This window comes from Nitratifractor sp. (genome assembly GCF_015487065.1).
In the GTDB taxonomy this organism is placed as follows: Bacteria; Campylobacterota; Campylobacteria; order Campylobacterales; family Sulfurovaceae; genus Nitratifractor.
Map to the genome: position 1 here is coordinate 1 of NZ_WFQN01000128.1, position 21175 is coordinate 21175.

25 protein-coding genes and 1 tRNA gene are annotated in these 21175 nt (G+C 56.1%); 12 read left to right on the forward strand and 14 right to left on the reverse strand.

Translation table 11 applies throughout. The features are described 5' to 3' along the window. Nucleotides 1-91: 91 nt before the first annotated feature. From F8I07_RS06820 to F8I07_RS06845, 6 genes are all read left to right on the forward strand, one after another. Nucleotides 92-1090, forward strand: a complete 999-nt coding sequence (locus tag F8I07_RS06820; RefSeq protein ID WP_292657445.1) for a DNA-directed RNA polymerase subunit alpha — start codon at nucleotides 92-94, stop codon at nucleotides 1088-1090. Nucleotides 1091-1102: 12 nt separating this feature from the next. Then, a complete protein-coding gene (gene rplQ / locus F8I07_RS06825; RefSeq protein WP_292657450.1) occupies nucleotides 1103-1453 on the forward strand; it encodes a 50S ribosomal protein L17 in 351 nt (116 codons plus the stop codon). A gap of 44 nt (nucleotides 1454-1497) precedes the next feature. Then, a tRNA-Arg gene (locus F8I07_RS06830) sits at nucleotides 1498-1574 on the forward strand. Nucleotides 1575-1689: 115 nt separating this feature from the next. After that, entirely contained in the window at nucleotides 1690-2262 is a 573-nt protein-coding gene (locus F8I07_RS06835; protein ID WP_292657453.1) for a hypothetical protein, read from the forward strand. Further along, nucleotides 2259-3566 (forward strand): UDP-N-acetylmuramoyl-L-alanyl-D-glutamate--2,6-diaminopimelate ligase, encoded by a 1308-nt coding sequence (locus F8I07_RS06840; RefSeq protein WP_292657455.1) that lies wholly within the window; start codon nucleotides 2259-2261, stop codon nucleotides 3564-3566. The genes F8I07_RS06835 and F8I07_RS06840 overlap by 4 nt, the downstream gene beginning before the upstream one ends. Beyond that, nucleotides 3563-3967 (forward strand): NUDIX hydrolase, encoded by a 405-nt coding sequence (locus F8I07_RS06845; protein WP_292657458.1) that lies wholly within the window; start codon nucleotides 3563-3565, stop codon nucleotides 3965-3967. The genes F8I07_RS06840 and F8I07_RS06845 overlap by 4 nt, the downstream gene beginning before the upstream one ends. 225 nt (nucleotides 3968-4192) lie before the next feature. Here F8I07_RS06845 and F8I07_RS06850 read toward each other — a convergent pair whose 3' ends face one another. The 4 genes from F8I07_RS06850 to F8I07_RS06865 are packed head-to-tail and all read right to left on the reverse strand — an operon-like array spanning nucleotide 4193 to nucleotide 6865. Further along, nucleotides 4193-5482 carry a hypothetical protein gene (locus F8I07_RS06850; protein WP_292657461.1) on the reverse strand — a complete coding sequence of 430 codons (1290 nt, stop codon included), beginning with the start codon at nucleotides 5480-5482 and terminating at the stop codon, nucleotides 4193-4195. Between the two features lie 40 nt (nucleotides 5483-5522). After that, a complete protein-coding gene (locus F8I07_RS06855; protein WP_292657463.1) occupies nucleotides 5523-5789 on the reverse strand; it encodes a DUF2249 domain-containing protein in 267 nt (88 codons plus the stop codon). Continuing rightward, a complete protein-coding gene (locus F8I07_RS06860; protein ID WP_292657465.1) occupies nucleotides 5786-6226 on the reverse strand; it encodes a hemerythrin domain-containing protein in 441 nt (146 codons plus the stop codon). Before F8I07_RS06860 ends, F8I07_RS06855 begins: the two co-directional genes overlap by 4 nt. Nucleotides 6227-6247: 21 nt before the next feature. Next, nucleotides 6248-6865 carry a hypothetical protein gene (locus F8I07_RS06865; RefSeq protein WP_292657468.1) on the reverse strand — a complete coding sequence of 206 codons (618 nt, stop codon included), beginning with the start codon at nucleotides 6863-6865 and terminating at the stop codon, nucleotides 6248-6250. Nucleotides 6866-7011: 146 nt separating this feature from the next. On the opposite strand from F8I07_RS06865, the gene F8I07_RS06870 reads away from it, so the two are divergent. From F8I07_RS06870 to F8I07_RS06890, 5 genes are all read left to right on the forward strand, one after another. Next, entirely contained in the window at nucleotides 7012-7392 is a 381-nt protein-coding gene (locus tag F8I07_RS06870) for a (2Fe-2S) ferredoxin domain-containing protein (protein WP_292657472.1), read from the forward strand. 125 nt (nucleotides 7393-7517) lie between these two features. Then, complete coding sequence (panD, locus tag F8I07_RS06875; RefSeq protein ID WP_292657475.1) at nucleotides 7518-7886, forward strand: aspartate 1-decarboxylase; 369 nt, start codon at nucleotides 7518-7520, stop codon at nucleotides 7884-7886. Nucleotides 7887-7894: 8 nt separating this feature from the next. Further along, nucleotides 7895-8212: a YbaB/EbfC family nucleoid-associated protein gene (locus tag F8I07_RS06880; protein WP_292657478.1), complete on the forward strand. Its 318-nt coding sequence runs from the start codon at nucleotides 7895-7897 to the stop codon at nucleotides 8210-8212. Beyond that, a complete protein-coding gene (locus tag F8I07_RS06885) occupies nucleotides 8209-8757 on the forward strand; it encodes an ankyrin repeat domain-containing protein (protein WP_292657481.1) in 549 nt (182 codons plus the stop codon). The genes F8I07_RS06880 and F8I07_RS06885 overlap by 4 nt, the downstream gene beginning before the upstream one ends. A gap of 255 nt (nucleotides 8758-9012) precedes the next feature. Then, nucleotides 9013-9633 carry a ribonuclease HII gene (locus F8I07_RS06890; RefSeq protein ID WP_292657483.1) on the forward strand — a complete coding sequence of 207 codons (621 nt, stop codon included), beginning with the start codon at nucleotides 9013-9015 and terminating at the stop codon, nucleotides 9631-9633. A gap of 216 nt (nucleotides 9634-9849) precedes the next feature. On the opposite strand, the gene F8I07_RS06895 is transcribed toward F8I07_RS06890, so the two are convergent. From F8I07_RS06895 to argJ, 7 genes are all read right to left on the reverse strand, one after another. Continuing rightward, entirely contained in the window at nucleotides 9850-10893 is a 1044-nt protein-coding gene (locus F8I07_RS06895; RefSeq protein WP_292657485.1) for an ABC transporter ATP-binding protein, read from the reverse strand. Continuing rightward, nucleotides 10890-11663 carry an ABC transporter permease gene (locus F8I07_RS06900; RefSeq protein WP_292657488.1) on the reverse strand — a complete coding sequence of 258 codons (774 nt, stop codon included), beginning with the start codon at nucleotides 11661-11663 and terminating at the stop codon, nucleotides 10890-10892. Before F8I07_RS06900 ends, F8I07_RS06895 begins: the two co-directional genes overlap by 4 nt. A gap of 43 nt (nucleotides 11664-11706) precedes the next feature. Then, nucleotides 11707-12543: a molybdate ABC transporter substrate-binding protein gene (locus F8I07_RS06905; RefSeq protein WP_292657491.1), complete on the reverse strand. Its 837-nt coding sequence runs from the start codon at nucleotides 12541-12543 to the stop codon at nucleotides 11707-11709. A gap of 71 nt (nucleotides 12544-12614) precedes the next feature. Beyond that, nucleotides 12615-13397 carry a TOBE domain-containing protein gene (locus tag F8I07_RS06910; protein ID WP_292657493.1) on the reverse strand — a complete coding sequence of 261 codons (783 nt, stop codon included), beginning with the start codon at nucleotides 13395-13397 and terminating at the stop codon, nucleotides 12615-12617. Beyond that, nucleotides 13394-14212 (reverse strand): YihY family inner membrane protein, encoded by an 819-nt coding sequence (locus tag F8I07_RS06915; protein ID WP_292657496.1) that lies wholly within the window; start codon nucleotides 14210-14212, stop codon nucleotides 13394-13396. The genes F8I07_RS06910 and F8I07_RS06915 overlap by 4 nt, the downstream gene beginning before the upstream one ends. A gap of 255 nt (nucleotides 14213-14467) precedes the next feature. Then, nucleotides 14468-16675, reverse strand: a complete 2208-nt coding sequence (gene topA / locus F8I07_RS06920) for a type I DNA topoisomerase (protein WP_292657498.1) — start codon at nucleotides 16673-16675, stop codon at nucleotides 14468-14470. Nucleotides 16676-16762: 87 nt separating this feature from the next. Continuing rightward, nucleotides 16763-17953, reverse strand: coding sequence for a bifunctional glutamate N-acetyltransferase/amino-acid acetyltransferase ArgJ (gene argJ, locus F8I07_RS06925; protein ID WP_292657501.1), 1191 nt, complete (start codon nucleotides 17951-17953; stop codon nucleotides 16763-16765). Between the two features lie 101 nt (nucleotides 17954-18054). Here argJ and F8I07_RS06930 point away from each other — a divergent pair, with 101 nt between their 5' ends. Beyond that, complete coding sequence (locus tag F8I07_RS06930; RefSeq protein ID WP_292657504.1) at nucleotides 18055-18378, forward strand: hypothetical protein; 324 nt, start codon at nucleotides 18055-18057, stop codon at nucleotides 18376-18378. Between the two features lie 67 nt (nucleotides 18379-18445). Here the strand turns inward: F8I07_RS06930 and rpmB are convergent, their stop codons facing one another. The 3 genes from rpmB to amrS all read right to left on the reverse strand — a co-directional run. Further along, nucleotides 18446-18658: a 50S ribosomal protein L28 gene (gene rpmB / locus F8I07_RS06935; RefSeq protein ID WP_292657508.1), complete on the reverse strand. Its 213-nt coding sequence runs from the start codon at nucleotides 18656-18658 to the stop codon at nucleotides 18446-18448. A 650-nt stretch (nucleotides 18659-19308) separates the two neighbouring features. Then, nucleotides 19309-20112 carry an AmmeMemoRadiSam system protein B gene (gene amrB / locus F8I07_RS06940; protein ID WP_292657510.1) on the reverse strand — a complete coding sequence of 268 codons (804 nt, stop codon included), beginning with the start codon at nucleotides 20110-20112 and terminating at the stop codon, nucleotides 19309-19311. 210 nt (nucleotides 20113-20322) lie between these two features. Continuing rightward, nucleotides 20323-21175 (reverse strand): AmmeMemoRadiSam system radical SAM enzyme (gene amrS, locus F8I07_RS06945; protein WP_292657513.1); only part of this gene is annotated, 853 nt, incomplete at its 5' end.

Below are 21175 nucleotides of genomic sequence, written 5' to 3' on the forward strand. Positions count from 1 at the left end.
CGGATTCCCGAGAGAGAAGAGATCTCCATCCCCGTTGAAGAGCGTCTGATCGTCGAGCTTTACTCCAAGTAAAATTAGCAAAGGCTGGCTTATGAGAAAAATTAAAACCGCGCCTTTTCTGCCCAGTGAGGTAGAAATCAATGAGATCAGCGAAAACCGGGCGCAGGTGATCGCCTACCCTTTCGAGAGCGGCTATGCGGTGACGTTGGCGCATCCTCTACGGCGGCTGCTGCTGGGAAGCTCCATCGGATACGCCCCCATCTCTCTCAAAATCGAAGGTGCCGCCCACGAATTTGACTCGATCCGGGGAATGCACGAAGACATCGCTGTCTTCATCATCAACCTCAAAGGGATCCGTTTCAAGATCAAAGAGGAACTGGATCGTGCTGTGGTCAGTTACAGCTTCAAAGGTCCCAAAGAGGTCAAAGCCGGTGATCTGAACAATGATCAGGTCGAGGTGGTCAATCCCGATCTGTCTCTGGCAACACTCAACGAAGACGGTGAACTGGAGTTTACCCTGGAGATCGCCAAAGGGATCGGCTACGTTCCCAGTGAGGACCTGCGGGAGGAAATCGATCAGAATGCGATTGCGTTGGATGCCTTCTTTACCCCCGTTCGCAAGGCCAACTACAGTATCGAGAATGTACTGGTCGAAGACAATCCCGACTATGAGAAGATTGTTTTTGAGATCGAGACCGACGGTCAGATCGATCCGGTAACGGCGTTTGCCAATGCGCTGGAAACGATGCATAAACAGATGTCTGTCTTCGGAAATGTAATGAATCTCGACCTCCAGCGGAATAATGAGAGTGTGGCCTCCGGAAGTGAACTAAAAAGCTTTCTGGTCCCCGTCGATACATTGGGACTGGGTGCCCGAAGCTTCAACTCCCTGGATCGTGCCGGAATCAAATACCTGGGCGAGCTGGTTCTGATGAGCGAAAACGAGCTCAAAGAGATCAAGAATCTGGGAAAAAAATCTCTGGATGAGATCCAGGAAGTCCTGGCGGAGCATGGCTTCGGTCCCGACTTTGAGCTGGATGAAGAGACCCGTGCAGCCTTGAGTAAAAAAATCGCACAACTAAAAGAATAACAAAGGACAGCCATGAGACATAGACATGGATATCGTAAACTGGGTCGTAAATCCCAGCACCGTTCCGCACTGCTGAAAAACCTGGCCATCGCTCTGACGGAGCACGGGCGGATCGAAACGACTCTGCCCAAAGCCAAAGAGCTGCGGAAGTATTATGAGAAGCTGATCAGCAAAGCTGCTGCCGGTGATTTCAATGCCCACCGTGCCGTCTTCGCCCAGCTTCAGGACAAAGAATCCACCAAAAAGCTGGTCGAAGAGATTGCGCCCGAGTACAAAGAGCGCAACGGCGGATACACCCGGATCATCAAGACGCGGGTCCGCAAAGGTGATGCCGCGGAGATGGCCATTATCGAACTCGTCTGAGTTCTGCTATAATTCCGGACGTTTTTCGTCCGGTCCTTCAACATGCGCCCATAGCTCAGCTGGATAGAGCGTCGGATTCCGGTTCCGAAGGTCGGGGGTTCGAATCCTCCTGGGCGTACCACTTCACTTGTCCCCTTTATAAAATGCAACCTAAGTCGCCTGTAAATCCCTGAATTTATGCTTATATGGATCGTAGTATGTGCTACAATAATCCTAGAAATAGAAAGAGAGGTACAATGACAAATAAACGAGTTTTATTGCAGCGTGCCGAAGAGCAGTTCCTCAAAAGAGATTATGATAACGCTTTGAAAATATATAGTCTGCTTCTTCGGGACTATCCCCAGCTCAAGGATGCCAGAATCGGTGTTTTCCTTAGTGACATGGGCTTGGAGAGCGACGAAGATGCTCAGGCGCTTTTTGACTACTATCAGGCGATCAAAGGCTCCAATGAGGATGCCGAAGAGATTATCGATGAACTGATGCAAACCATCTATGCGACACGAATTGTGATACAGGAGCAACTTCTCGGCGGCTTGGAAGAGGCTGAGATCGAGGAGGGAATCCGTTACAGCGACTTCATCGATCTGGTGGAAGAGAAGGGTAGCTTTCGTGAAGCCTTCGAAGATATCATGTTCTCGACACGGGTCGTGATTCGCACCCGGGAAGAGTTCATCGACTTCATCAAACGCTTGATAGATGCCGGATACCGTGAAATGGCCTTGGGATATCTGGATTCTCTGGCGGAGAGTTTCGGTCAAGATCAGGAGATCTACGCCCTTTACCACTTGGTGAAAGATGAGTCGAAGTGATTGTTCCTTTTGAAACGGAATCCTTCCGTGAACTGACCGACAACACCCGGGAACTCGGTGAAGGACGTCTGCTGCTGGCTACGGCGCAGAACGCTCCCTATCGGAAAACACTCGATGAATCGACGCCCATCTTGACGCCAAAGGAGCTGATCGAAGCCTGGGATCTGGGGGGGATGAAGGTTGTCGGAGTGACCGGAACCAATGGGAAGACCACGACGACGGCGCTTCTTTATTCCCTCCTGATTGATCTGGGATATTCTGCCGCATTGCAGGGGACCCGGGGGCTCTTTGTGGATGACAAAGCGATCGAAGCGAGGCATATGACGACCCCCTCGATCCTGGAGACCCTCTGGAACATGAAGCGGGCTCGGGAAGCGGGAGCGGAGTTTTTCGTCATGGAGGTGAGTTCTCACGCCATCGATCAGGAGCGGATCGAGGGGATTGACTTCGCCCTGAAGATCCACACCAATGTTACCCGGGACCATCTGGACTATCACGGCACGGTCGAGGAGTATCGCCGGGTCAAGAGCCGTTTTTTCGGAGACAGCACTCCCAAACTACTTAACAAAGACGAGATCAAAGCGATCCATTTCAATGCCAACAATGCCTACACCTATGGAGTCGAAGAGCCGGCGACGTTCAAAATCATGGCCTATTCACTCCAGGGAGGTATCAGCGGGGTGATCCAGTACCGCCAGGAACAGGAGGCCTTCTTCTCCAACATGATGGGGCTTTTCAACCTCTACAACCTGACGGCGGCCATTGCCGGGGTCAAACTGCTGACCGATCGTCCCCTGGCGGAGATCTGCGAACAGGTGGAGTATTTCGGCGGGGTAAGCGGTCGGATGGAGATGGTGAGCCGTGAGCCCATGATCATCGTCGACTTCGCCCATACCGACGACGGGATGTACCGGGTCCTCGACAGTCTCAAGGATAAGGAACTGGCGGTGGTCTTCGGCGCCGGCGGAGACCGGGACCGGGGCAAGCGCCCCAAAATGGGGGCCGTCGCCGGCCGCTTCGCCAAAAAGATCTACGTCACCAGCGACAATCCCCGCAGCGAAGATCCCGAAGCGATCATCGACGAGATTTTGGTCGGCCTGAAAGGCAAAGAGAACGTCCAGGCCATCGTTGATCGACGGGAGGCCATCGAACGGGCCATCGAGGAACTGGAGGAGGGGGAGATTCTGCTGATCCTGGGCAAAGGAGACGAAGATTACCAGGAGATCGCCGGGGTCAAGTATCCCTTTGACGACCGGGCTGTCGTACGGGAGATCCTGACGACAAAAGGAGAGAATCCCGCATGATACGCACCCCCCATCTGGCTACCGACGGGATTATCGAGATTTACGAAGGGGAGGACTTCAAGGGGATCGTCCTCATCGAGCGCCGAAATGAACCGAGGGGGCTGGCCCTGCCCGGCGGCTTCGTCGAAGTGGGGGAACGGGTCGAAGAGGCCTGTGTGCGTGAAATGAGGGAGGAGACGGGATTAGAGGTACGGATCCGCCGTCTGCTGGGAGTCTACAGCGATCCGCAACGGGATCCGCGCTTTCATACCGCCAGCTGCGTCTTTCTCTGCGAAGCTTCCGGCATCCCCAGGGGCGGAGACGATGCCAAAACCGCCCGGATCTATCCTCTGGAGGCGATCCCGTTGGAGAAGCTCTGCTTCGATCACGCGCAGATTCTCTCCGACTACCTCAAACGATGATCATATCTTCTGACTGAAAGATTCCCGTCATTCCGGGCTTGACCCGGAATCCAGGTCTTGGAATACCTTTGATACCCTGGATTCTGAAGCAAGTTCAGGATGACGGAAGCACATTGGCTTTTTTGAAGAATCACTTGCTTCTTCTGGTTCCCAATTCATTACAGTTTCTATTGACAAGAGGTGTAAAGCAACACTTGCCAAAGAAACTCCAGGGTCTCCTATGAGTTATTTCATCGAAGGAAACTCAAACTTTTCCCCGCTTGCCTGCACTTCGAGATAGCGGTGCCAGGCCCGGTAGATCGCCAGGGCGATCCAGGCGAAGGAAAAAAGCAGCAGCGCTCCGGTCAGATGCCAGAGCTCAGGGGTTGTCCAGGCAGCGAACAGGGCGGTAAAAAGCGTTGTCAGATGGATAGAGAGGTGACGCATCGCATAGCGGGGGTGGATCACCTCGTGCATCATGGGAGCGTTGAAATAGCCCTGGGCGTTGAGATGGAACCAGGTGAGGAAAGGGACGATCTTGTAGGCCATAGCAAAAACGATACTCAGGGCGAACGCGGCATAAAGCGTGTAAAGCATTTCATTCCAGGCGATTGACAGGGTTGTAAAGTCGCCGACAATCCACAGAAGCATCGCGGCGGCGAGAGACCCCATGCCGACCCGCCAGAACCAGACGGTGGCATCGGTGAGGGGGCGCTGGCGCTGGGAGAGCCGCCGCAGGGTCAAAAGCGCATGAAGTGCCAGGAGGAGCGCCGCGGAGCTCTCCAGCCAGGGAAGTGCCGACGGCAGGTTCAGTGCCGCTACCAGTTCCAGGGTCAGCAGTCCTGTGATCGTCGAGGGAAGCCATCGGGCGTAGAGACGGGGATAGGGCGGGGTGACATAGAACATCTCGATCACCTGGAAACTGACAGAGACGATCAATAGAGCGATCCATCCCAGCAGCCCCAGCCCCAGGTGGACTTGCCGCAGTGCCCAGAGATCTCCCCGGGAACTCCAGCCCGAGAGCAGGGCAATCATCCAGAAGCCCACCAGAAGCAGAAGCAGAAGGTTATAGAGGGCAAAGCCCATCCCTCGGGAGGAGGCGGAGTGATCCCGCAACCGGTAAAGCCGCCGCAGCATCCGCCAGGCGACAGGAAGGAGCCCTGCCCCCAGCAGTAGGGCTGCCAGGAGGTAGAGTGTAGAGGATCCGCTGCCGAAAGCACTCAGCAGCAGAATCGTTCCGAAAAGGATCGGCCACTGGCTGCGGATCGCCAGGGTGACTGGATTCTTCAGGGCGACCCCCGCCAGGACCGGCAGCATCTGAAAGAGCGCCCCCAGCATAAAAGAGAGCATCACCCCCAGGGTCAGGAGATGGGTGAGGATGAGGCCCTGAGGCGCGGCGGGATTCAGGGCCGAGGGGCCCTGCAGCAGGAGCCAGGCTCCGGCGGCGATCCCCCAGAGAGAACCTGCTAGAAAGAAGCGCAGGACCACAGAGATCGGCGGCGCCTGGTCGAGGGAGAGTCCGCTGTTTTGAAACATTGGTGACTCCTTGTGTGATTTTGGGGAGAAAAAATCCGAACTAAGCCGGAACGCTTTCGGTCTCCAGGAGTTGGGCCAGGTCCACGGAAGTGTTGGGGGTGATGAGGATGTGCCACATGCCCGTCGTGTCGCAACGGCTGAGATGGTTGAGGCGGTGCTCTCTGGCCAGGGCCAGCAGCGGCAGAGGTTCTTTGCGGTGAAGCATATAGAGATAGCTCCCCTCGTCGAGCTCCCGCAGAATGGCAATGGCTTTTTCCAGAGGCTCGGGATGCTCCATCTGTCGTGCGTCCAGAGAACGTTTGGTCACAGCGCCACCTTCTCCATCTCGTCGATCAGGGTGCTCTTCTCTTCCGGGGGAAGAACCCGGTCACACATGGCGTAGAGCATCTGTTCCTCTTTCATGTTGTGCTGCTGGAGGAGAATCATCATCGATTCGGCCAGAGAGAGATAGGCGTCGCGATCCTGTTTTTCCACCGCTTCGGCCATCTTGCCGATGAGCCCCCGCACCTGATCGTGTTCGAAGCGCATCACTTGGGTGGGCCCTTCGCTGGAGCCGGTTTTTTCTTCGAAAGCGGGGAAGAGCTCCTCTTCCTCTTTTTTGAAATGGGTCAGAGTCTCGTTGGAAAACTCCAGAAACTTCTTTTCCGCCTCGGCCCAGTCTCCGGCCGCAGCCGCCTTTTCCGCCTCGGCAAAGACCGTATCACAGGCACGATGTTCATGGGTCATGTAGTTGGATATCTGCATCGTAACTCCTTGGTTGAAATCTTAGGACTGTTCAGTAATGATCGCGATCTTTTCCCAGAGCTCCGGGGTCGTGAGCATCGCTTCCACCCGCCCCTGCCAGAGCTCTTGAAATTTTTGGATCTCTTCGGGCAAAGCCTCCCCCCGAAGGGCTTTTTGCATCAGCGGCATCATTTCGGGTGAGCCTCCCACGACGGAAGTATCGAGCCGGAGAGTCACCGAAGCTCCGGTGTCGATTCGGGTAAAGCGGATATCTCCCGCGATATCGGAGACACCGAAACGCAGTAGATCCCGCCGGGAGAAACGGCCGCCGATTCCGGCGAAGCCTCCTTCGTCTCCCGCGCCGCAGATGAAAGCGGCTACGTTGCCGATGACCCCGGTGACCCCTTCGCTTTTGCTCTGCTGAAGCTCCACCCGGATTTCGCTGCGGGTCGGCAGTGCCTCCGGTCCGAAAAGCGCCTCCATCCCCCGCCAGGTCAGCAGAAAGGCCCCCGCGACGGTAGGGCAGGAGTGACCGGCCAGTTTGACACAATCGAGGTAGCGGATCTCCACAAGTCCCTCTTCGAAAGCCCCCAGGAAATTTCCCAGGGGATCGAAGAGCCGGAAGACCGGTGCCCGATCAAAAAATTCCGGATAGTTCATTTTGCACTCCTCTTTATTTTTCATTCAATAGGGTATTGTAACGGCTTCTTCTTTCTGACGGTATGACTGTCGTCAATCTTTTCAAGATTTTATGCTAAAATTCCTTACAAACCAGACAAAAATACTCAGATTTAAAAGGAGTCACAATGACAACACCCGGAATGCCCCAACCCGCCTACTACATCTTCAAATGCCAGCAGAGTGCCCCTCCGGGAATGCCCAAGCCCAGCTGTGTCCGTCAGGATGACCCCGAGAGTCAGCAGCTCTTTCAGCATCTAGCCCAGCAGCTGATGATGAAAGGGATCATCGGAACGGTTCAACCGGTGCAGACCGGATGCCTAGGGCGCTGCCAGCAGGGGCCGGTAATGCTGGTCGAACCCGGCCACACCATGTATGTCAACCTGACCAAAGAGAAGATCGACCGGATCATCGAAGAGCATATCCTCGGCGGCAAAGTGGTCGAGGAGTATGTGATCCCCGAGGAGTTCTGGGGCGAGCCGGTCAACCCGTCCGAGATGGCGCGCTGAGTTCCGCCCTCCTGGCGGTATATCGCCGTTTTGTTATAATGAAAAGATAGAAAGAAGGGCTGATCCAGCGTTTCTTTCTGAATTTTCAACGTGGCGCTTCTGACGCTGCAAAGGAGTTGCAAGGGATGCAGATCACGATGCTGCAGAGCAAGATCCATCGGGCGACGGTCACCGATGCCAATCTCGACTATGTCGGTTCCATCACCATCGACCGGAAGCTGCTGGAGGCTGCCGGTATGCGGGTGGGGCAGAAGGTCGATATCGTCAACGTCAACAACGGGGAGCGGTTCTCCACCTATATCATCCCCGGTGAAGCGGGCAAACGGGAGATCTGCCTCAATGGTGCCGCTGCAAGAAAGGTGCACCGGGGCGACAAGATCATCATCATCGCCTATGCCCAGATGGAGGAGAAAGAGGCCGACGACTATCGGCCCAGGATTGTCATCCTCAATGACGACAATACCATTGCCCAGGCCTTCGAGGGTCTGGAGTAGGAGCGAAAATGTTTGAAGGTCTCGATCTGAAGAATATGGGCAAGATGATGGAACAGATGCAGGCGAAAGCCCAGGAACTCCAGGAGAAGTCCAAAGAGACGATCCTCACCGCCAAAGGGGGCGGAGGTATGGTGCAGGTCAGCGCCAACGGAGCGGGAGAGATCGTCGATATCACCATCGACGATTCGCTCATGGAGGACAAAGAGGCGCTTCAGATCCTGCTCATCAGTACCATCAACGATGTAATGAAAATGGTGGAAGACAACAAAAAGGCCCAGGCGATGGGGATGCTGGGCGGCCTCAACCCCTTCGGTGGAGGCGCATGAAGCCCCGGACCGAGCTCCAAAGTCTGCTGGAGGCGATCGAGCGGGACAACCTGGTGGCGATCCGCAAGCTCCTGGCCGGGGGAAATGTTGATCTCGATGCTGAGGTGGTGATCGGTGAGGAGTATGATCTGGACGAGCCGGACGAAATTCCGCTGCTCTTCTATGTCATTATGAAGGGGATCAGCCTGGAGGCCCTGGATCTGCTGCTGGAGGCGGGTCTGGATCTGGACTACACCAACCGGGAGGGGCTGGGGGCCCTGGATATCGCCATCAAATACCGTCGTCCCGACATTGTTCGCCTCTGCAAGGAGCAGGGGATCAGCCTCGATCAGAGCCGCCGCAAAAGCGGAATGACCCCCCTGATGCTGGCCGCGGCCTTTAACGATACAGAGATGGTGGAGTATCTGCTGCAGGAAGACGCCGATATCAATGCTGTGGACCGCTACGGGATGACCGCCCTGGACTACGCCCGAAAAATGGGACAGGGGCGTGTCAAAGAGCTTCTGGAGGAGCATGGAGCCAAGCATCGGCACTATCAGGATTGATCCAAATTGTTCGGAGAGAATGAATTGGCGCAACAGATAGCGGCGGCAAAACCGCAAACCGCCTTTCGGCGGAAGATCTTCTCGACTCAATGGTAGCTGAAAGAGGGGAAAAGGAAAGAGGAAACAAGGAGAGAAACTCTTTCCTGCAAATCACGATAAAAACAAGGAGTTCTCGGAAGGTCGACCCGCATCAACCTTCTGATAGTGTTAGTATAGGCTAGGCTTCTAAACCGTCAGCCAATGGGGGGTAAACGGGTGATTAATCAGAGTAAAAAAGTGCGAAATCTCTTCGGAAATCTCCCGGAAGAGGAGGCGTTTGCCCTCTGTGGTATCGACGAAGCAGGCCGGGGCCCCCTGGCCGGCCCCCTGGTGGTGGCGGGGGTGATCCTGTTACAGCGGATCAACGGATTGCAGGACTCCAAAAAACTCGATGCGAAACGGCGGGAGCGGCTCTATGAGCGTATACTGGAGCGCAGCCGCCACCATCTGGTGGTGATCGAGGCCGCCGAGATCGACGGACACGGCATCTCCTGGTGCCTGCGCAAGGCCCTGGAGGAGATCGTGGCGGTGTTGGGAGGACCGGGGGTGCGTTTCCTCTTCGACGGGAACAGCCGCTACGGTGTGAGGGAGATCACCACGATGGTCAAGGCCGACGGCAAGATTCGGGAAGTGAGTGCCGCCAGTATCCTGGCCAAGGTCACGCGGGACCGGATCATGCAGGAGCAGGCACAGATTTATCCCCAATACGGTTTCGAACAGCACAAAGGCTACGGTACCGCCGAACATCTGGAGGCGATCGAACGCTATGGGCTTTGCCCGATCCATCGCCGAAGCTTTCATGTCAAAAAGCTCGCGGAGGAGCCGACGCTTTTTTAAAGCCAAAATTTTTATCAGTCTTCATGGAGTGTGGATAGTATTGCTTTGGAACATGCTCATAAAGAATCGGGAATTCATTCCCGGCCTAAAGCATATCGCCCCATACCCGCTCCAAAAGGAGAGAATGAATTTTCGCTTCCCGAGTATGAATTCCCGTTTCCAAAACTTGAAACTTTTATCTGGTTTTTAACTGAGTGACAAGTCGAATCCGACTCTTTATGGAAAAAGCAGCAGATGTTTCGGGGGGAGGATGACGGTGCGCTGCTGTGTCTCGGGAGAGTCTTCTGCTACCCCTTTCATTTCCAGCAGCAACTTTCCATCAGCATCGTAGAGATTCCAATAGTCCACCCCCGGACCGGAACGATGCACCGCCCGGAGGGTGAGCCGGTTGGGGACATTCTCTTCCGGTTGGACAAAGCGGAGATTTTCCGCCCTGATGGCGCACCATTTTGGCGCTGTCACGGGCCAGTTCTCCCGTGCGACGATCAGCTCCTGCGGGAAGCCCTCCAGTCGAATGCGTAAACTATCCCGATCGAAGGATTGGATCCGAAAGAGGTTTCGGAGGCCCAGATAACGGGCACTCTCTAGGTCGGCGGGGTGTTCCCAGAGTTCAGCCGGCGTCCCCTCCTGTCGGATCTTCCCGCCGATGATGAGGTGGATCCGGTCCGCCAGGGCGAAGGCCTCCTCCATATCGTGAGTGATCAGCAGCATCGTGGTCCCCTCCAGCCGTTGCAGAGAACGGGTCAGATCCCAGAGCTCCCGGCGCAGAGCGGGATCGAGAGCGCTGAAGGGTTCGTCGAGGAGCAGGAGCTCCGGTTTGGGGGCCAGGGCGCGCACCAGGGCCACCCGCTGCCGCTCCCCGCCGCTGAGGGTTTCGGGTTTGCGCTTCAGCAGCGGGGCGATGCCGGTGGCCTCGATAAGGCGCTGCAGATGTTGTTCATAGGGATCACCGTGCAGCCCTCTGGCTTTGAGTCCGTATCGCAGGTTCGCCACCACATCCAGATGGGGAAAGAGGGCCAGATGCTGAGGCAGGTAGCCGAAGCCCCGTACCTCGACGGGGGTCTGGGAGATCTCTTTGCCTTTGAAGCGGATCTCCCCGGCAGAGGGGATCTCCAGGCCCAGCAGCAGCTTCAGCAGAGTGCTTTTGCCCGCTCCGGAGGGCCCCAGCAGGGCGTGGGAGGCTCCGGTGGGGAGTTGCAGGTCGATGGGGCCGAGACGGAAATCTCCGGTCTTGGCCTCCAGTCCGTCGAGCACCATCATAGTTGAACCCTTCCCAGGAGTTTGCGGGCCAGGAAGAGCGCCGTAAGGCCGATCGTGACCAGAATCAGAATCAGCACCACCGTTGCGGGAATATCCGCAGTCTCCAGGCGCAGATAGATAGCGATAGGGAGGGTCTCGGTGCGTAGGGCCATGGTTCCGGCGACGGTGATGGTGGCTCCGAACTCTCCCAGCGCCTTGGCCCAGCTGAGGATCGTGGCGGCGACGAGCCCCCGTTTCGCCAGGGGAAGGGTGACGGTGCGCAGGACAAAAAAGGGATCACCTCCCAGGGTCCGTGCTGTGGATTCCAGCTCCACCGGGACTTCGTCGAAAGCGCTTTTGACCATCCGGACGCTGACGCCGAGGATCGTGACGAACTGAGCCAGGACGATTCCGGCGAAGGCGAAGACGAAGGTGACCAGGTGCTCCTGGACCCACTCCCCGGCGGGATTGTTGAAAAAGATCAGCAACATCGCCCCCAGGGCCGCCGGCGAGACGATCATGGGAAACTCCAGGAGGGTGTCGATGAGCTCCCGTCCCCGAAAGCGGTAGCGGGAGAGGGCATAACCGGCAGGGATGGCCAGCCCCAAAGCCAGCAGCGTCGCCAGGGTCGCCGCCTCCAGGCTCAGGCGAATGGAGAAGAGAACCCGCGGGGAGTGAAGCGCCCGGCTGAACGCCTGAGGATCGAGGAAATAGCTCAGGGAGAGGATCAGCCCTCCGTAAAGCAGGAGAATAACGAAGGCTGCGAGGATGGTGTTGCGCTGGAAATTCATGGTTGTTGATTGAGGATTGAGGATTGAGAATGGAGAGCTGGCTTCATTGGGCGATCCACTCTTTGGGAACTTTGTATTCTCCGCCGACGGGTTTCTTCGCTCCGATCCATTTTTCGGCGGCATGAGCAGAGGGGAAGTAGTGGTATTTGGCGAAGATCTTCCGTCCTTCGGGGGAGAGGAGAAAATCGATGAAACGTTTGGCCAGCTCGGGGTGACGGCTGAAACGGGAGACGGCGATGGGAATGTAGCCGATACGGACCAGTCGGGAGGCTTTGATGGGGACGGTCTCGATACGCCTGGGGTCCCAGTGGCCGAAGACCCGCCAGCCGATGACCGCATCCACCTGATGGAGACTGACGGCGGTAGCGGTCTTGGCGCAGGAGGCGGTGTAATTGATCAGATTCTTTCGAAAGGCCTTTTTCTGCTCCGGAGTGAAGTTCTTTTCCAGAATCTCCACGGCATAGGTGCCGAGGCAGACACCGTCGGGGTTGGCGATGGCCACTCTGATCCCGGGTCGGGTGAGATCTTCCAGGGAGTGGATCCCTTTGGGATTGCCTTTGGCGACAGTGATGGCGGGGACCAGATAGACGATGATCTTTTCACTTTTGGGATCGACGAGGTGCTGCCGCTTAGCGATCTCCATATAGTCGGAGGAGCCGGGGAAGTAGAGATCCCCTTTCCGGGTGAGTTTCATCTGGCTGAGCACATAGCCCGATCCGCCGAAAACCAGATCCACGGGGATCCCGGTCTTTTGTGTAAAGACGCGGGCTGCCTCCTGCGTGGGCGGTTTGCTGGCGCTGCCGGCGAAGATCAGGAGGCGAGGGGTCTCAGCCCAAAGAGCGAGTGAAAGAGCCGCAAACAGGAGAAGAAACTTTTTCATGGAACCAACCGTTATGTATTTTTGGAAATAACGAAAAGATCATAACATATTTTTATCAGAAATTTAAAAAATCAGCGTGCCAGGATGATCTGTTCGGGGTCGATGGAGGCGTAGAGTTTCTCTCCCGGCTTCAGGGAATCGGAGAGTTTCGAGTCGTGGAAGAGGAGGACGATCAGAGGCTGGCTGCCGGGGAGCCGCAAATGGACTTCGCTGTGCTTTGCACCCTCTTCTTTGAGCTGTTCCACAGTGCAGGGCAGGAGGTTGGGGATCTTCGGTTCAGGTCTGGCGGCGTGGAGACGGACCCACCCGCTTTTGGCCAGGGCATAGACCGGTGTGCCGGGTTCCAGGCCCATCCGCTGTGCGCTGGTGCGGGTGACGAAGGCGTCCAAGCTGAAGGACTCCTCCACCTTCAGACGGACCCGACAGCCCACGGCATCGCAATCGAGAGACTCCACCGTGGCGAACCACTGATTGCGGGCGCTCGTCTGGAGGGTCAGCCGCCGCCCCAGGGCCAGGAGATCCTCCAGGGAGTCGCTCTGACGATCCAGAAGGTCAAAGAGTTTCTGCTGGAGGCTCTGAAGCTCCCGGTAAATCCGGATATATTCGTGCCCTCTGGGGGTGAGCCGGGTCCCGCCCCCTCCGCTGCCGCCGGTGCTGCGGATCACCAGGGGCTCCCCTTCGGCCGCACTCATCTCGTTGAGGGCTTCCCAGGCGGATTTATAGCTCATGCCCATGGCCTTGGCCGCCTTGGCGATGGAGCCGTGGCAGTGGATCTGCTCCAGGAGTTCGATCCGCCCCGGGCCGAACCAGGCCCGTTCACGATCTTCGAACCAGAGATTTCCCCGGACCTTCATTCCTCTTCACCCTTCTCCAGAAGGTAGCAGAAACGCAGTCCGTGCAGGAAAATCGCCCAGGAGATATAGATCCAGAGAAAGAGAAAGAGCAGGGTGCTGAGTCCGCCGTAGATGCTCGTGTAGGTTTTGTTGTAGAGGATATAGAAGAGAAAGGCGCTTTTGGCCAGATACCAGATCAGCGAAGCGATGAAAGAGCTGGTCAAGGCGGCACGGGGAGCGATGTGCCCCCGGGGAGAGAACTGGTAGGCGATATAGAAAAGGAGCCAGATGATCAGATAGGGAAAAAGATAGTAGATGTGCAGTGTTCCGGCGATCCCCAGCTGCTCGAGATACTCTCCGATACGCTGGGAGAGCCAGAAGGAGCTTCCCAGCATCATCGGCAGAAAGAGGAGCAGAAAAAAGTAGGTGCGAAAAGCCCCCCAGGCACTCCGCTTGGGAGTTTCGAAGATGTCGTTGACGATGAAATCATAGTCCTTGAAAAAGAGCACTGCGGCAACGATGACATAACCGATACCGATATAGCCCAGTTTGTCGGCATTGGCCACGAACCGATCGATATGGGCCATAATGGTGGCGGAGTCGGAGGAGACCAGGTTTTTGGCGATGAGTTCGTGGAGCTTTCCGTAGGCGGTATCAAAGATCGGCATATGGGTGAAGAGCACCAGCAATATGACCATGAAAGGGATGATGAAAAAGAGGGTGCTCCAGCTCATACTGGCGGCATAGAAGCCGAGTCGGTCGTCGAAGAGATCTTTGAAAAAATCCCGGATGAAGAGCCAGTACTCTTTGAGGAGGGATTTTTTCGATTTCAGCATTTTGGGCTTCTCGCAGCGATGATTTTTTTAGTGAGGAGTGAAGAGTGAGGAGTGAGGAGTTTTGGTTTGCGTTGCTTTGCAACGCTTCCCCTTTTAGAACTTTGCTCATAACAGGCAACACGAATCAAACGACAAACGACAAATGACAAACGACGAAAAGCGCCGCAAGTGCTCCCAATGACCAATGACCAATGGCCAATGACGTTGCCGAAGACAACGCTACTAGTGACTTGCGACCGCCTCATCGGCGCCTCCTCACTTTTTCGATTTGTCGGAAACTGCCTCTTTGTGTTTGCATTTGAAACAGACATAGACATCCCCGCTTTTGAGGTGCTTGACCCCCATCAGATAGCCGCATTCGGGGCATTTTTTGTTCACCGGTTCGAAATTGGCGATGAATTTGCATTTGGGGTAGTTGGCACAACCGTAGAAGGTGCCGCGGCGCCCCTGGCGCTCGATGAGCTTGCCGCCGCATTCGGGGCAGGGGACCTCCAGCTCTTTGGGCGGGGTGAGGGGTTTGGCGTTTTTGCACTTGGGGTAGGCGCTGCAGGCGAGGAATTTCCCCCGGCGGGAGTTCTTGATCACCATGGGGGCACCGCACTTGTCGCAGATCTCGTCGGTCTCTTCGGGCTTTTCCGGCTCAGTACCGTCGAGATTGCGGCTGTAGCGGCACTTGGGGAAGTTGCTGCAGGCGATGAACTCCCCGTAGCGCCCTTTGCGCTTGAGGAGCTCCGATCCGCACTCGGGGCACTTTTCTCCGATGGGTTCAGCCACCTTGAGGGAAGGGATAGACTTTTTCCCTTCGGCGATCTTTTCGATGAAGGGCTCATAAAACTCCAGCAGGACCTTCTGCCAGTCCTCTTTGCCCTCGGCGATTTTGTCCAGGGTCTCTTCCATCCGGGCGGTGAAGTTGCTGTCGACGATCTCCGGGAAGTGTTTCTCCAGCATCTCGATGACGGTAAAGGCGATTTCGGTGGGGTGGATCCGCTTCTTTTCGATCTCGATGTATTTGCGGTTCTGCAGGATCGTGATCGTCGGCGCATAGGTGCTGGGGCGGCCGATCCCCAGGGATTCGAGCTTTTTGATCAGGCTCGCTTCATTGTAGCGCGGCGGCGGCTCGGTGAAGTGCTGCTCGGCTTTGATATCGCTCAGCTCTACCGGCTGCTTCTCCTGGAGCTCCGGGAGGAGTTTGTCCTTTTCTCCATAGCCGGTGACGCGGTAGAAACCGTCGAAGATCAGCTTGCGGCCGGTGGCTTTGAAGACGGACTTCTCCCCCTCGAAGAGGATCGTCTGGGTCTCGAACTCCGCCTCGGTCATCTGGCAGGCCAGGAAGCGGTTGTAGATGAGGCGGTAGAGTTTGAGCTCGTCAGGGGCCAGATATTTGGCAGCCTTTTCCGGCGTGAACTCGGTCATCGTGGGACGGATCGCCTCGTGGGCTTCCTGGGCGCCTTTGGCTTTGGAGGCATAGTATTTGGGTTTGACGGGCAGGTAGCGGTCGCCGAACTGCTCCTGGATGAAGCGGCGTGCCTCGGCGACGGCCTCTTTGGCCAGGTTGAGGCTGTCGGTCCGCATGTAGGTGATGACTCCCATGGTCCCCTTGTGGGTCTTGACCCCTTCATAAAGCTTTTGGGCTACCATCATGGTCTTTTTGGGGGAGAAGCCCAGCTGGGTGGAGGCGGCTTGCTGAAGGGTGGAGGTCATAAAGGGAGGCGGCGTTTTGCTCTTGCGGCGGGCAGTTTCGATGGAGCCGACTTTGAAACTCTCCCCTTTGGCCGACTGGACGATACGCTGGGCGGCTTCCTCGTTTTTGAGGGTCATCTTCTCGATCTTTTTGCCCTCGAAGCTGTAGATATCGGCGTCGATACTCTTCTGGAAGACCCCCTGGATGCTCCAGTACTCTTCGGGTTTGAAGGCTTTGATTTCCCGTTCGCGGTCGACGACGATCTTGAGCGCCGCACTCTGGACCCGACCGGCGGAGAGGCCCTTTTGGATCTTGTTGGCCAGGAGGGGCGATAGCTTGTACCCTACGATCCGGTCCAGCAGGCGCCGGGTCTGCTGGGCATCCACGCTCTGCATGTCGATATGTCTGGGGTTCTCCAGGGCGTGCTGAATGGCGCTTTTGGTGATCTCGTGAAAGACGATACGAGGCAGGCTCTCGGGATCTTTGCCGATGGCTTTGGCGATGTGGTAGCCGATCGCCTCTCCTTCACGGTCCTCATCCGTCGCGATATAGACGGTCTCGGCCTCTTTGGCCAGTTTCTTGAGCTCTTTGACCGTGGCACTGGCATCTCGAGGGATGGTGTATTTGGGGATGAACTTCCCCTCTTCGACGGTGATTCCGAAGCTGCTTTTGGGCAGATCCCGGATATGTCCCTTGGAGGCGACGACTTTGTAGTCTTTGCCCAAAAAGTTGCTGATGGTCCGCGCTTTGGCGGGCGACTCGACGATGATGAGGTTTTTCATATATATGGTTGCCTGTGGTAATTTTTCCGGCATTGTAACATATGATGGGGGTGAAGGATTGAGAATGGAGAATGGAGGATTTTGGATTTATGTTCTGTATTCCGCATTGATTTTCACGTACTCGTAACTCAGATCGCAGCCGTAGGCGGTGAAGCTCCCCTCTCCGATCCCCAAATCGCAGCGGATTTTGAAAGAGTCTTGTTGCATGACTTTGTAGGCCTTCTCCTCCCGCTCGGGATCGAGCTCCCGGTGCTCGGCGTCGTAGATGAGCAGATCGTCGTAGTGGATCGTCAGCTTCTCTTCGGCGCACTCGATTCCGCTGGCCCCGATGGTGGAGGCGATCCGGCCCCAGTTGGGATCTTCGCCGAAGAGGGCGGTTTTGACCAGCAGGGAGTTGGAGAGATTGGTCGCGGCGATGGCGGCCTCTTCGTCGCTGGCGGCGCCGGTCACTTCGAAGGCCACCACTTTGTTGGCCCCTTCGCCGTCTTTGAGGATCAGCATCGCCAGTTCGAAGGTCAGGCGCCGGAGGGCTTCGGCGAAGGCTTCCCGGTCGTAGACGTCGCTGGCGCCGTTGGCCATCAGGTAGACGGTATCATTGGTGGAGGTATCACCGTCGACGCTGATCCGGTTGAAAGACTGGGCGACGGCCTCTTCGAGGAGATCTTCCATCTCGTCGGCGGGGACGGCGGCATCGGTGGCGATGAAACAGAGCATGGTCGCCATGGCGGGGTTGATCATCCCGGCCCCTTTGGCGATGGCGGCGATGCGGAAGCGCTCGCCGTTTTCGAGCTCCACTTCGAAGCAGAGCTCTTTTTTAAAGCTGTCGGTGGTCAGGATCGCCCGGGCGGCGGCGTCGGAGTTTTTGGCGTTGTAGTCGAGCTTGTCAAGGGCACCGACAATCTTGTCAACCGGCAGGCGGTAGCCGATGACCCCGGTGGAGCTCATGACGGGATGGTGGGCCTCCGCATCCGAGGGCAGAGCGGCCAGAATAGTTTCGATATCGGCGATCCCCGCCTCTCCGGTCATGGCGTTGGCGTTTTTGGCATTGACGAGGATGAAGTTGCCTTCGAAGGTCTTGTCGTAGCGGAGTGCATGGCGGATGGGGGCGGCCTGGAAGCGGTTGGTCGTATAGGTGGCGGCGATGTGGCAAGGGAGTTCGCTGCGGATGAAGGCCAGATCCCCCTGATCGGGATCGGGACGGAGCCCGGCGTTGACGGCGTCGCAGTAGAAGCCTTGGACATTGGCAAGGCCGTTTTTGAGGGAGTAGAGTGTGAACATCGGATGCTCCTAGTATAGTTAAAGCGTATTATACGCCATACATGGAAAAACCTTGTTTCTTTGAAAATGTTTATAATAGATATCGTCGAAAGGAGGGAGAGATGAAAAGAGGAATAATACTTCTATTGACACTTGGCAGTTTGCTTTTGGCCACTTGCCCGCCCAAAACCTTTGACCGTCCACCGAACAAAGTCTTCAAAAAAGCGGGCTGGGAGTTGCGGGCATGGTTGACAGGGAGAGGAACTCGGAGTCTGGGGATCTGGTATCGCTTATTTCACAACGGGAAAGAGGTCTGTCCTACTGACGGAAATCGTACGATTGTCACGCCGCTGGGAAAGCTGGTTTACAAAGAGAATCCGACACGTTTTGACTGGCATGGCTGGACACCGGTGGACGATAGGAATCATATGTTGTTTTTATATTGAGGATAAAAAGGTTGGGGAAAAGAGAAGTGTAGAGTAAAAAGAGCAAAAGATCCGAAGGATCTTTCGTTTAGGCGAGGTCCGCCTGGGCTTCGGCCGCTTTTTTGCGCATGGTGCGCAGGGTGGAAGCGGCGACCTTGATTTTTTTGCGGGTACCGTCTTCGAGCGTGACACGGACGGTGCGCAGGTTGGGAAGCTGACGCTTCTTGGTCTTGTTATGTGCGTGGGATACGTTGTATCCGACCAGGGGGCCTTTGCCGGTAACTTGACATCTTCTTGCCATCTTTAAGCCTTTGTCGTTCGATTTGTTTTTCTAACCCGGAATATACATTAGACTTCACATCATCTATACCGATCATCGGTGACAAGGGCGATCCGTCCAAAGCCTCGACGCACTTTCCAAGTGCGCCTACGTTGTGGACGAACACCCTTGCCAACCAAGCATCGGCACATCTAATGTAAATTCTACTGCATATTCCGGGTTCCAGGAACGGGGAGCCGGCACGGGGCACTGCTCCCACCCTAGAAAAAGTCTTGCGATTTTACAGAAGTCATGCTTAAGGCGAGATAAATTAAATCGGCCTGACGGTGAGTCCGTTTGGTTCAGGGTGAAAATATCTCTTCATTTGTTTTTCTTTGTTCACGCGACAAAGAAAAACGAAACGAAGCAAAGAAAAAGAAAACGCGAGGTACTGCCGTCTTGGCGTAGGCGTCATGTGTGTTTGAATGAGAAATTTTGGGGCGAAGCGTTCGTTATACACATGTTTTGGAGGTGGGACTTTGTCCCGAAATGAAGGACTAGTCCCTGTCTCCAATGACCAATGACCACTGACCAATGACTAATGACTAATGACATTGCCGAAGGCAACGCTACTTGCGACTTGTGACGTGAGGCCCGAAGGACCGTGCCTGCGATTTCTCGGCACGGTCCCGTCAGGGGAGAATCAATGCGCTCATATAGCCGACGACCCGTTGGGTGTCGCCGCTGGCGTCGGCGCTGGTGCGATAGTCGAGCAGCTGGGTCTTCCAGCCGTGCTCTTTGGCGACGGCGATGATCGCTTTGATCCCGATGATCCCGCAGGCTTCGCACCCTTTGTCGAGGAGGGAGATATCCTCTTCGGCGACGCCGGCAAGACAGATATTGTCCAGCTGTTTCGCCTGCTCCAGGGTGTAGAAGTGGCTCAGATCGGAGCTGATCACCACCACATTCTCGGGATCGGCCAGCACGGCGTCGATGATCGGTACCAGGGCAGTGTAGTCCACCTTGCCGTAGATCAGCTCCACCACCTTCGCTTCGGGCTCGTAGTGTCGGATGAAGGGAACCTGGGTCTCGGTGCTGTGCTCTTTTTCGTGAGCCTCGGGGACAAAAGTCAGCCCGAAACGCTTCGCCAGTTCCTCGGCATAGGCTTTGTCGACGGGGACCTCGCCGCAGGGACTCTGGTAGAGATCCTGAATCCCCACGCTGACCCCTTCGAAATATACGTGATGACTCGGGCCGATCACCACTACCCGTTTGGGCCGGCTGTTGGCTAGGATCCGGTGGGCGATGTTGGCGGTGAAGCCGCTGTAGATGTAGCCCGCATGAGGGGCGATGATCGCCCGCGGTTTTGCCTGCAGGACACTTTTGTCCGTCAGGGCTTCGTCCAGGATGCCGTTCCAGTGATCGATCATCCGGTCGATCTCGCCGCAGCTCGCGGGGTAGAAGGCTCCTATATTTCCTGCAATTCTTATACTCATTTTCTGCTCCTTTGCTATTTTTGAGTGGGTAGTGATTTTGGAGTGGGTAGTGCGTAGTGGGTAGTGGGTAGAGTTTTGGTCGGCAGTGTTTGAAGCTGCCAGGAAAAATATTATTCCGAAAAGCAGTATCAGTATTTTTTTCATCTTTTTTTCTTGCTTCTCTTTTCTACACACTACCCTCTACCCACTACGCACTGGGGTCTGGTCGTTTCACGCCCAGACCCCTTCGATCGCCCGATGGCAGGCGGGGCAGTGGCCGTTTTCGAGGACGTTTTTGGTCACGTGATACCCCCGCCGGACGATCAATTCCAGGCCGCAGCCGGGGCAATTGGTGATGCCGTCGGTGGGAACGTTGCCCATATAGATGTAGGCCAGTCCCGCCTTCCGGCCGATCTGCTCCGCCCGCTGGAGTGTCTCCAGGGGGGTGGGGAGCTTGTCGTTGACCTTGTAGTCGGGATGGAAGGCGCTGATGTGCCAGGGGGTATAGGGATCGAGCTCCTTGGCGATAAACTCGGCGATCTTCGTCAGCTTCTCGTCGCTGTCGTTGTCCCCCGGAACGATCAGCGTCGTACACTCGACCCAGAAGCCTCCCTCTTTGAGGCGTTTTAGCGTATCGAGGACCCCCTCCAACGATCCTTTGAGGGTCTTTTTGTAATATTCGGGGTTGAAGCCCTTGATATCGATGTTGAATCCGTCGATGATCCCTTTCATATCCTCGATCACCTCGGGAGTCTCCAGACCGTTGCTGACGAAGACGTTTTTGATGCCGTGCTTTTTGGCCAGGAGTGCCACATCCCGGGCGAAAGGGTAGAAGATCGTCGGCTCGTTGTAGGTGTAGGCGATCGTCTTGCACCCTTTCTCCAGGGCCAGGGCCACCAGCTGCTCCGGCGTAACGTCGTAGCTGCCGCTGAGATCCTTGGTCTGGGAGATCTGCCAGTTCTGGCAGAAGGGACACTGGAAATTACACCCCACTGTTCCCAGCGACAGGGCGAAGCTCGCCGGCAGGAAGTGGTAGAGGGGCTTCTTCTCGATGGGGTCGATGTTCAGCGCCGAGACTTTGCCG

Excerpts from the sequence above, each read along its gene's own strand:
- F8I07_RS06820 (WP_292657445.1), top strand. The coding sequence starts at position 92 with ATGAGAAAAATTAAAACCGCGCCTTTTCTGCCCAGTGAGGTAGAAATC.
- rplQ (WP_292657450.1), top strand. The coding sequence starts at position 1,103 with ATGAGACATAGACATGGATATCGTAAACTGGGTCGTAAATCCCAGCAC.
- F8I07_RS06835 (WP_292657453.1), top strand. The coding sequence starts at position 1,690 with ATGACAAATAAACGAGTTTTATTGCAGCGTGCCGAAGAGCAGTTCCTC.
- F8I07_RS06845 (WP_292657458.1), top strand. The coding sequence starts at position 3,563 with ATGATACGCACCCCCCATCTGGCTACCGACGGGATTATCGAGATTTAC.
- F8I07_RS06850 (WP_292657461.1), bottom strand. The coding sequence starts at position 5,482 with ATGTTTCAAAACAGCGGACTCTCCCTCGACCAGGCGCCGCCGATCTCT.
- F8I07_RS06860 (WP_292657465.1), bottom strand. The coding sequence starts at position 6,226 with ATGCAGATATCCAACTACATGACCCATGAACATCGTGCCTGTGATACG.
- F8I07_RS06865 (WP_292657468.1), bottom strand. The coding sequence starts at position 6,865 with ATGAACTATCCGGAATTTTTTGATCGGGCACCGGTCTTCCGGCTCTTC.
- F8I07_RS06870 (WP_292657472.1), top strand. The coding sequence starts at position 7,012 with ATGACAACACCCGGAATGCCCCAACCCGCCTACTACATCTTCAAATGC.
- panD (WP_292657475.1), top strand. The coding sequence starts at position 7,518 with ATGCAGATCACGATGCTGCAGAGCAAGATCCATCGGGCGACGGTCACC.
- F8I07_RS06880 (WP_292657478.1), top strand. The coding sequence starts at position 7,895 with ATGTTTGAAGGTCTCGATCTGAAGAATATGGGCAAGATGATGGAACAG.
- F8I07_RS06885 (WP_292657481.1), top strand. The coding sequence starts at position 8,209 with ATGAAGCCCCGGACCGAGCTCCAAAGTCTGCTGGAGGCGATCGAGCGG.
- F8I07_RS06895 (WP_292657485.1), bottom strand. The coding sequence starts at position 10,893 with ATGATGGTGCTCGACGGACTGGAGGCCAAGACCGGAGATTTCCGTCTC.
- F8I07_RS06900 (WP_292657488.1), bottom strand. The coding sequence starts at position 11,663 with ATGAATTTCCAGCGCAACACCATCCTCGCAGCCTTCGTTATTCTCCTG.
- F8I07_RS06905 (WP_292657491.1), bottom strand. The coding sequence starts at position 12,543 with ATGAAAAAGTTTCTTCTCCTGTTTGCGGCTCTTTCACTCGCTCTTTGG.
- F8I07_RS06910 (WP_292657493.1), bottom strand. The coding sequence starts at position 13,397 with ATGAAGGTCCGGGGAAATCTCTGGTTCGAAGATCGTGAACGGGCCTGG.
- F8I07_RS06915 (WP_292657496.1), bottom strand. The coding sequence starts at position 14,212 with ATGCTGAAATCGAAAAAATCCCTCCTCAAAGAGTACTGGCTCTTCATC.
- topA (WP_292657498.1), bottom strand. The coding sequence starts at position 16,675 with ATGAAAAACCTCATCATCGTCGAGTCGCCCGCCAAAGCGCGGACCATC.
- argJ (WP_292657501.1), bottom strand. The coding sequence starts at position 17,953 with ATGTTCACACTCTACTCCCTCAAAAACGGCCTTGCCAATGTCCAAGGC.
- F8I07_RS06930 (WP_292657504.1), top strand. The coding sequence starts at position 18,055 with ATGAAAAGAGGAATAATACTTCTATTGACACTTGGCAGTTTGCTTTTG.
- rpmB (WP_292657508.1), bottom strand. The coding sequence starts at position 18,658 with ATGGCAAGAAGATGTCAAGTTACCGGCAAAGGCCCCCTGGTCGGATAC.
- amrB (WP_292657510.1), bottom strand. The coding sequence starts at position 20,112 with ATGAGTATAAGAATTGCAGGAAATATAGGAGCCTTCTACCCCGCGAGC.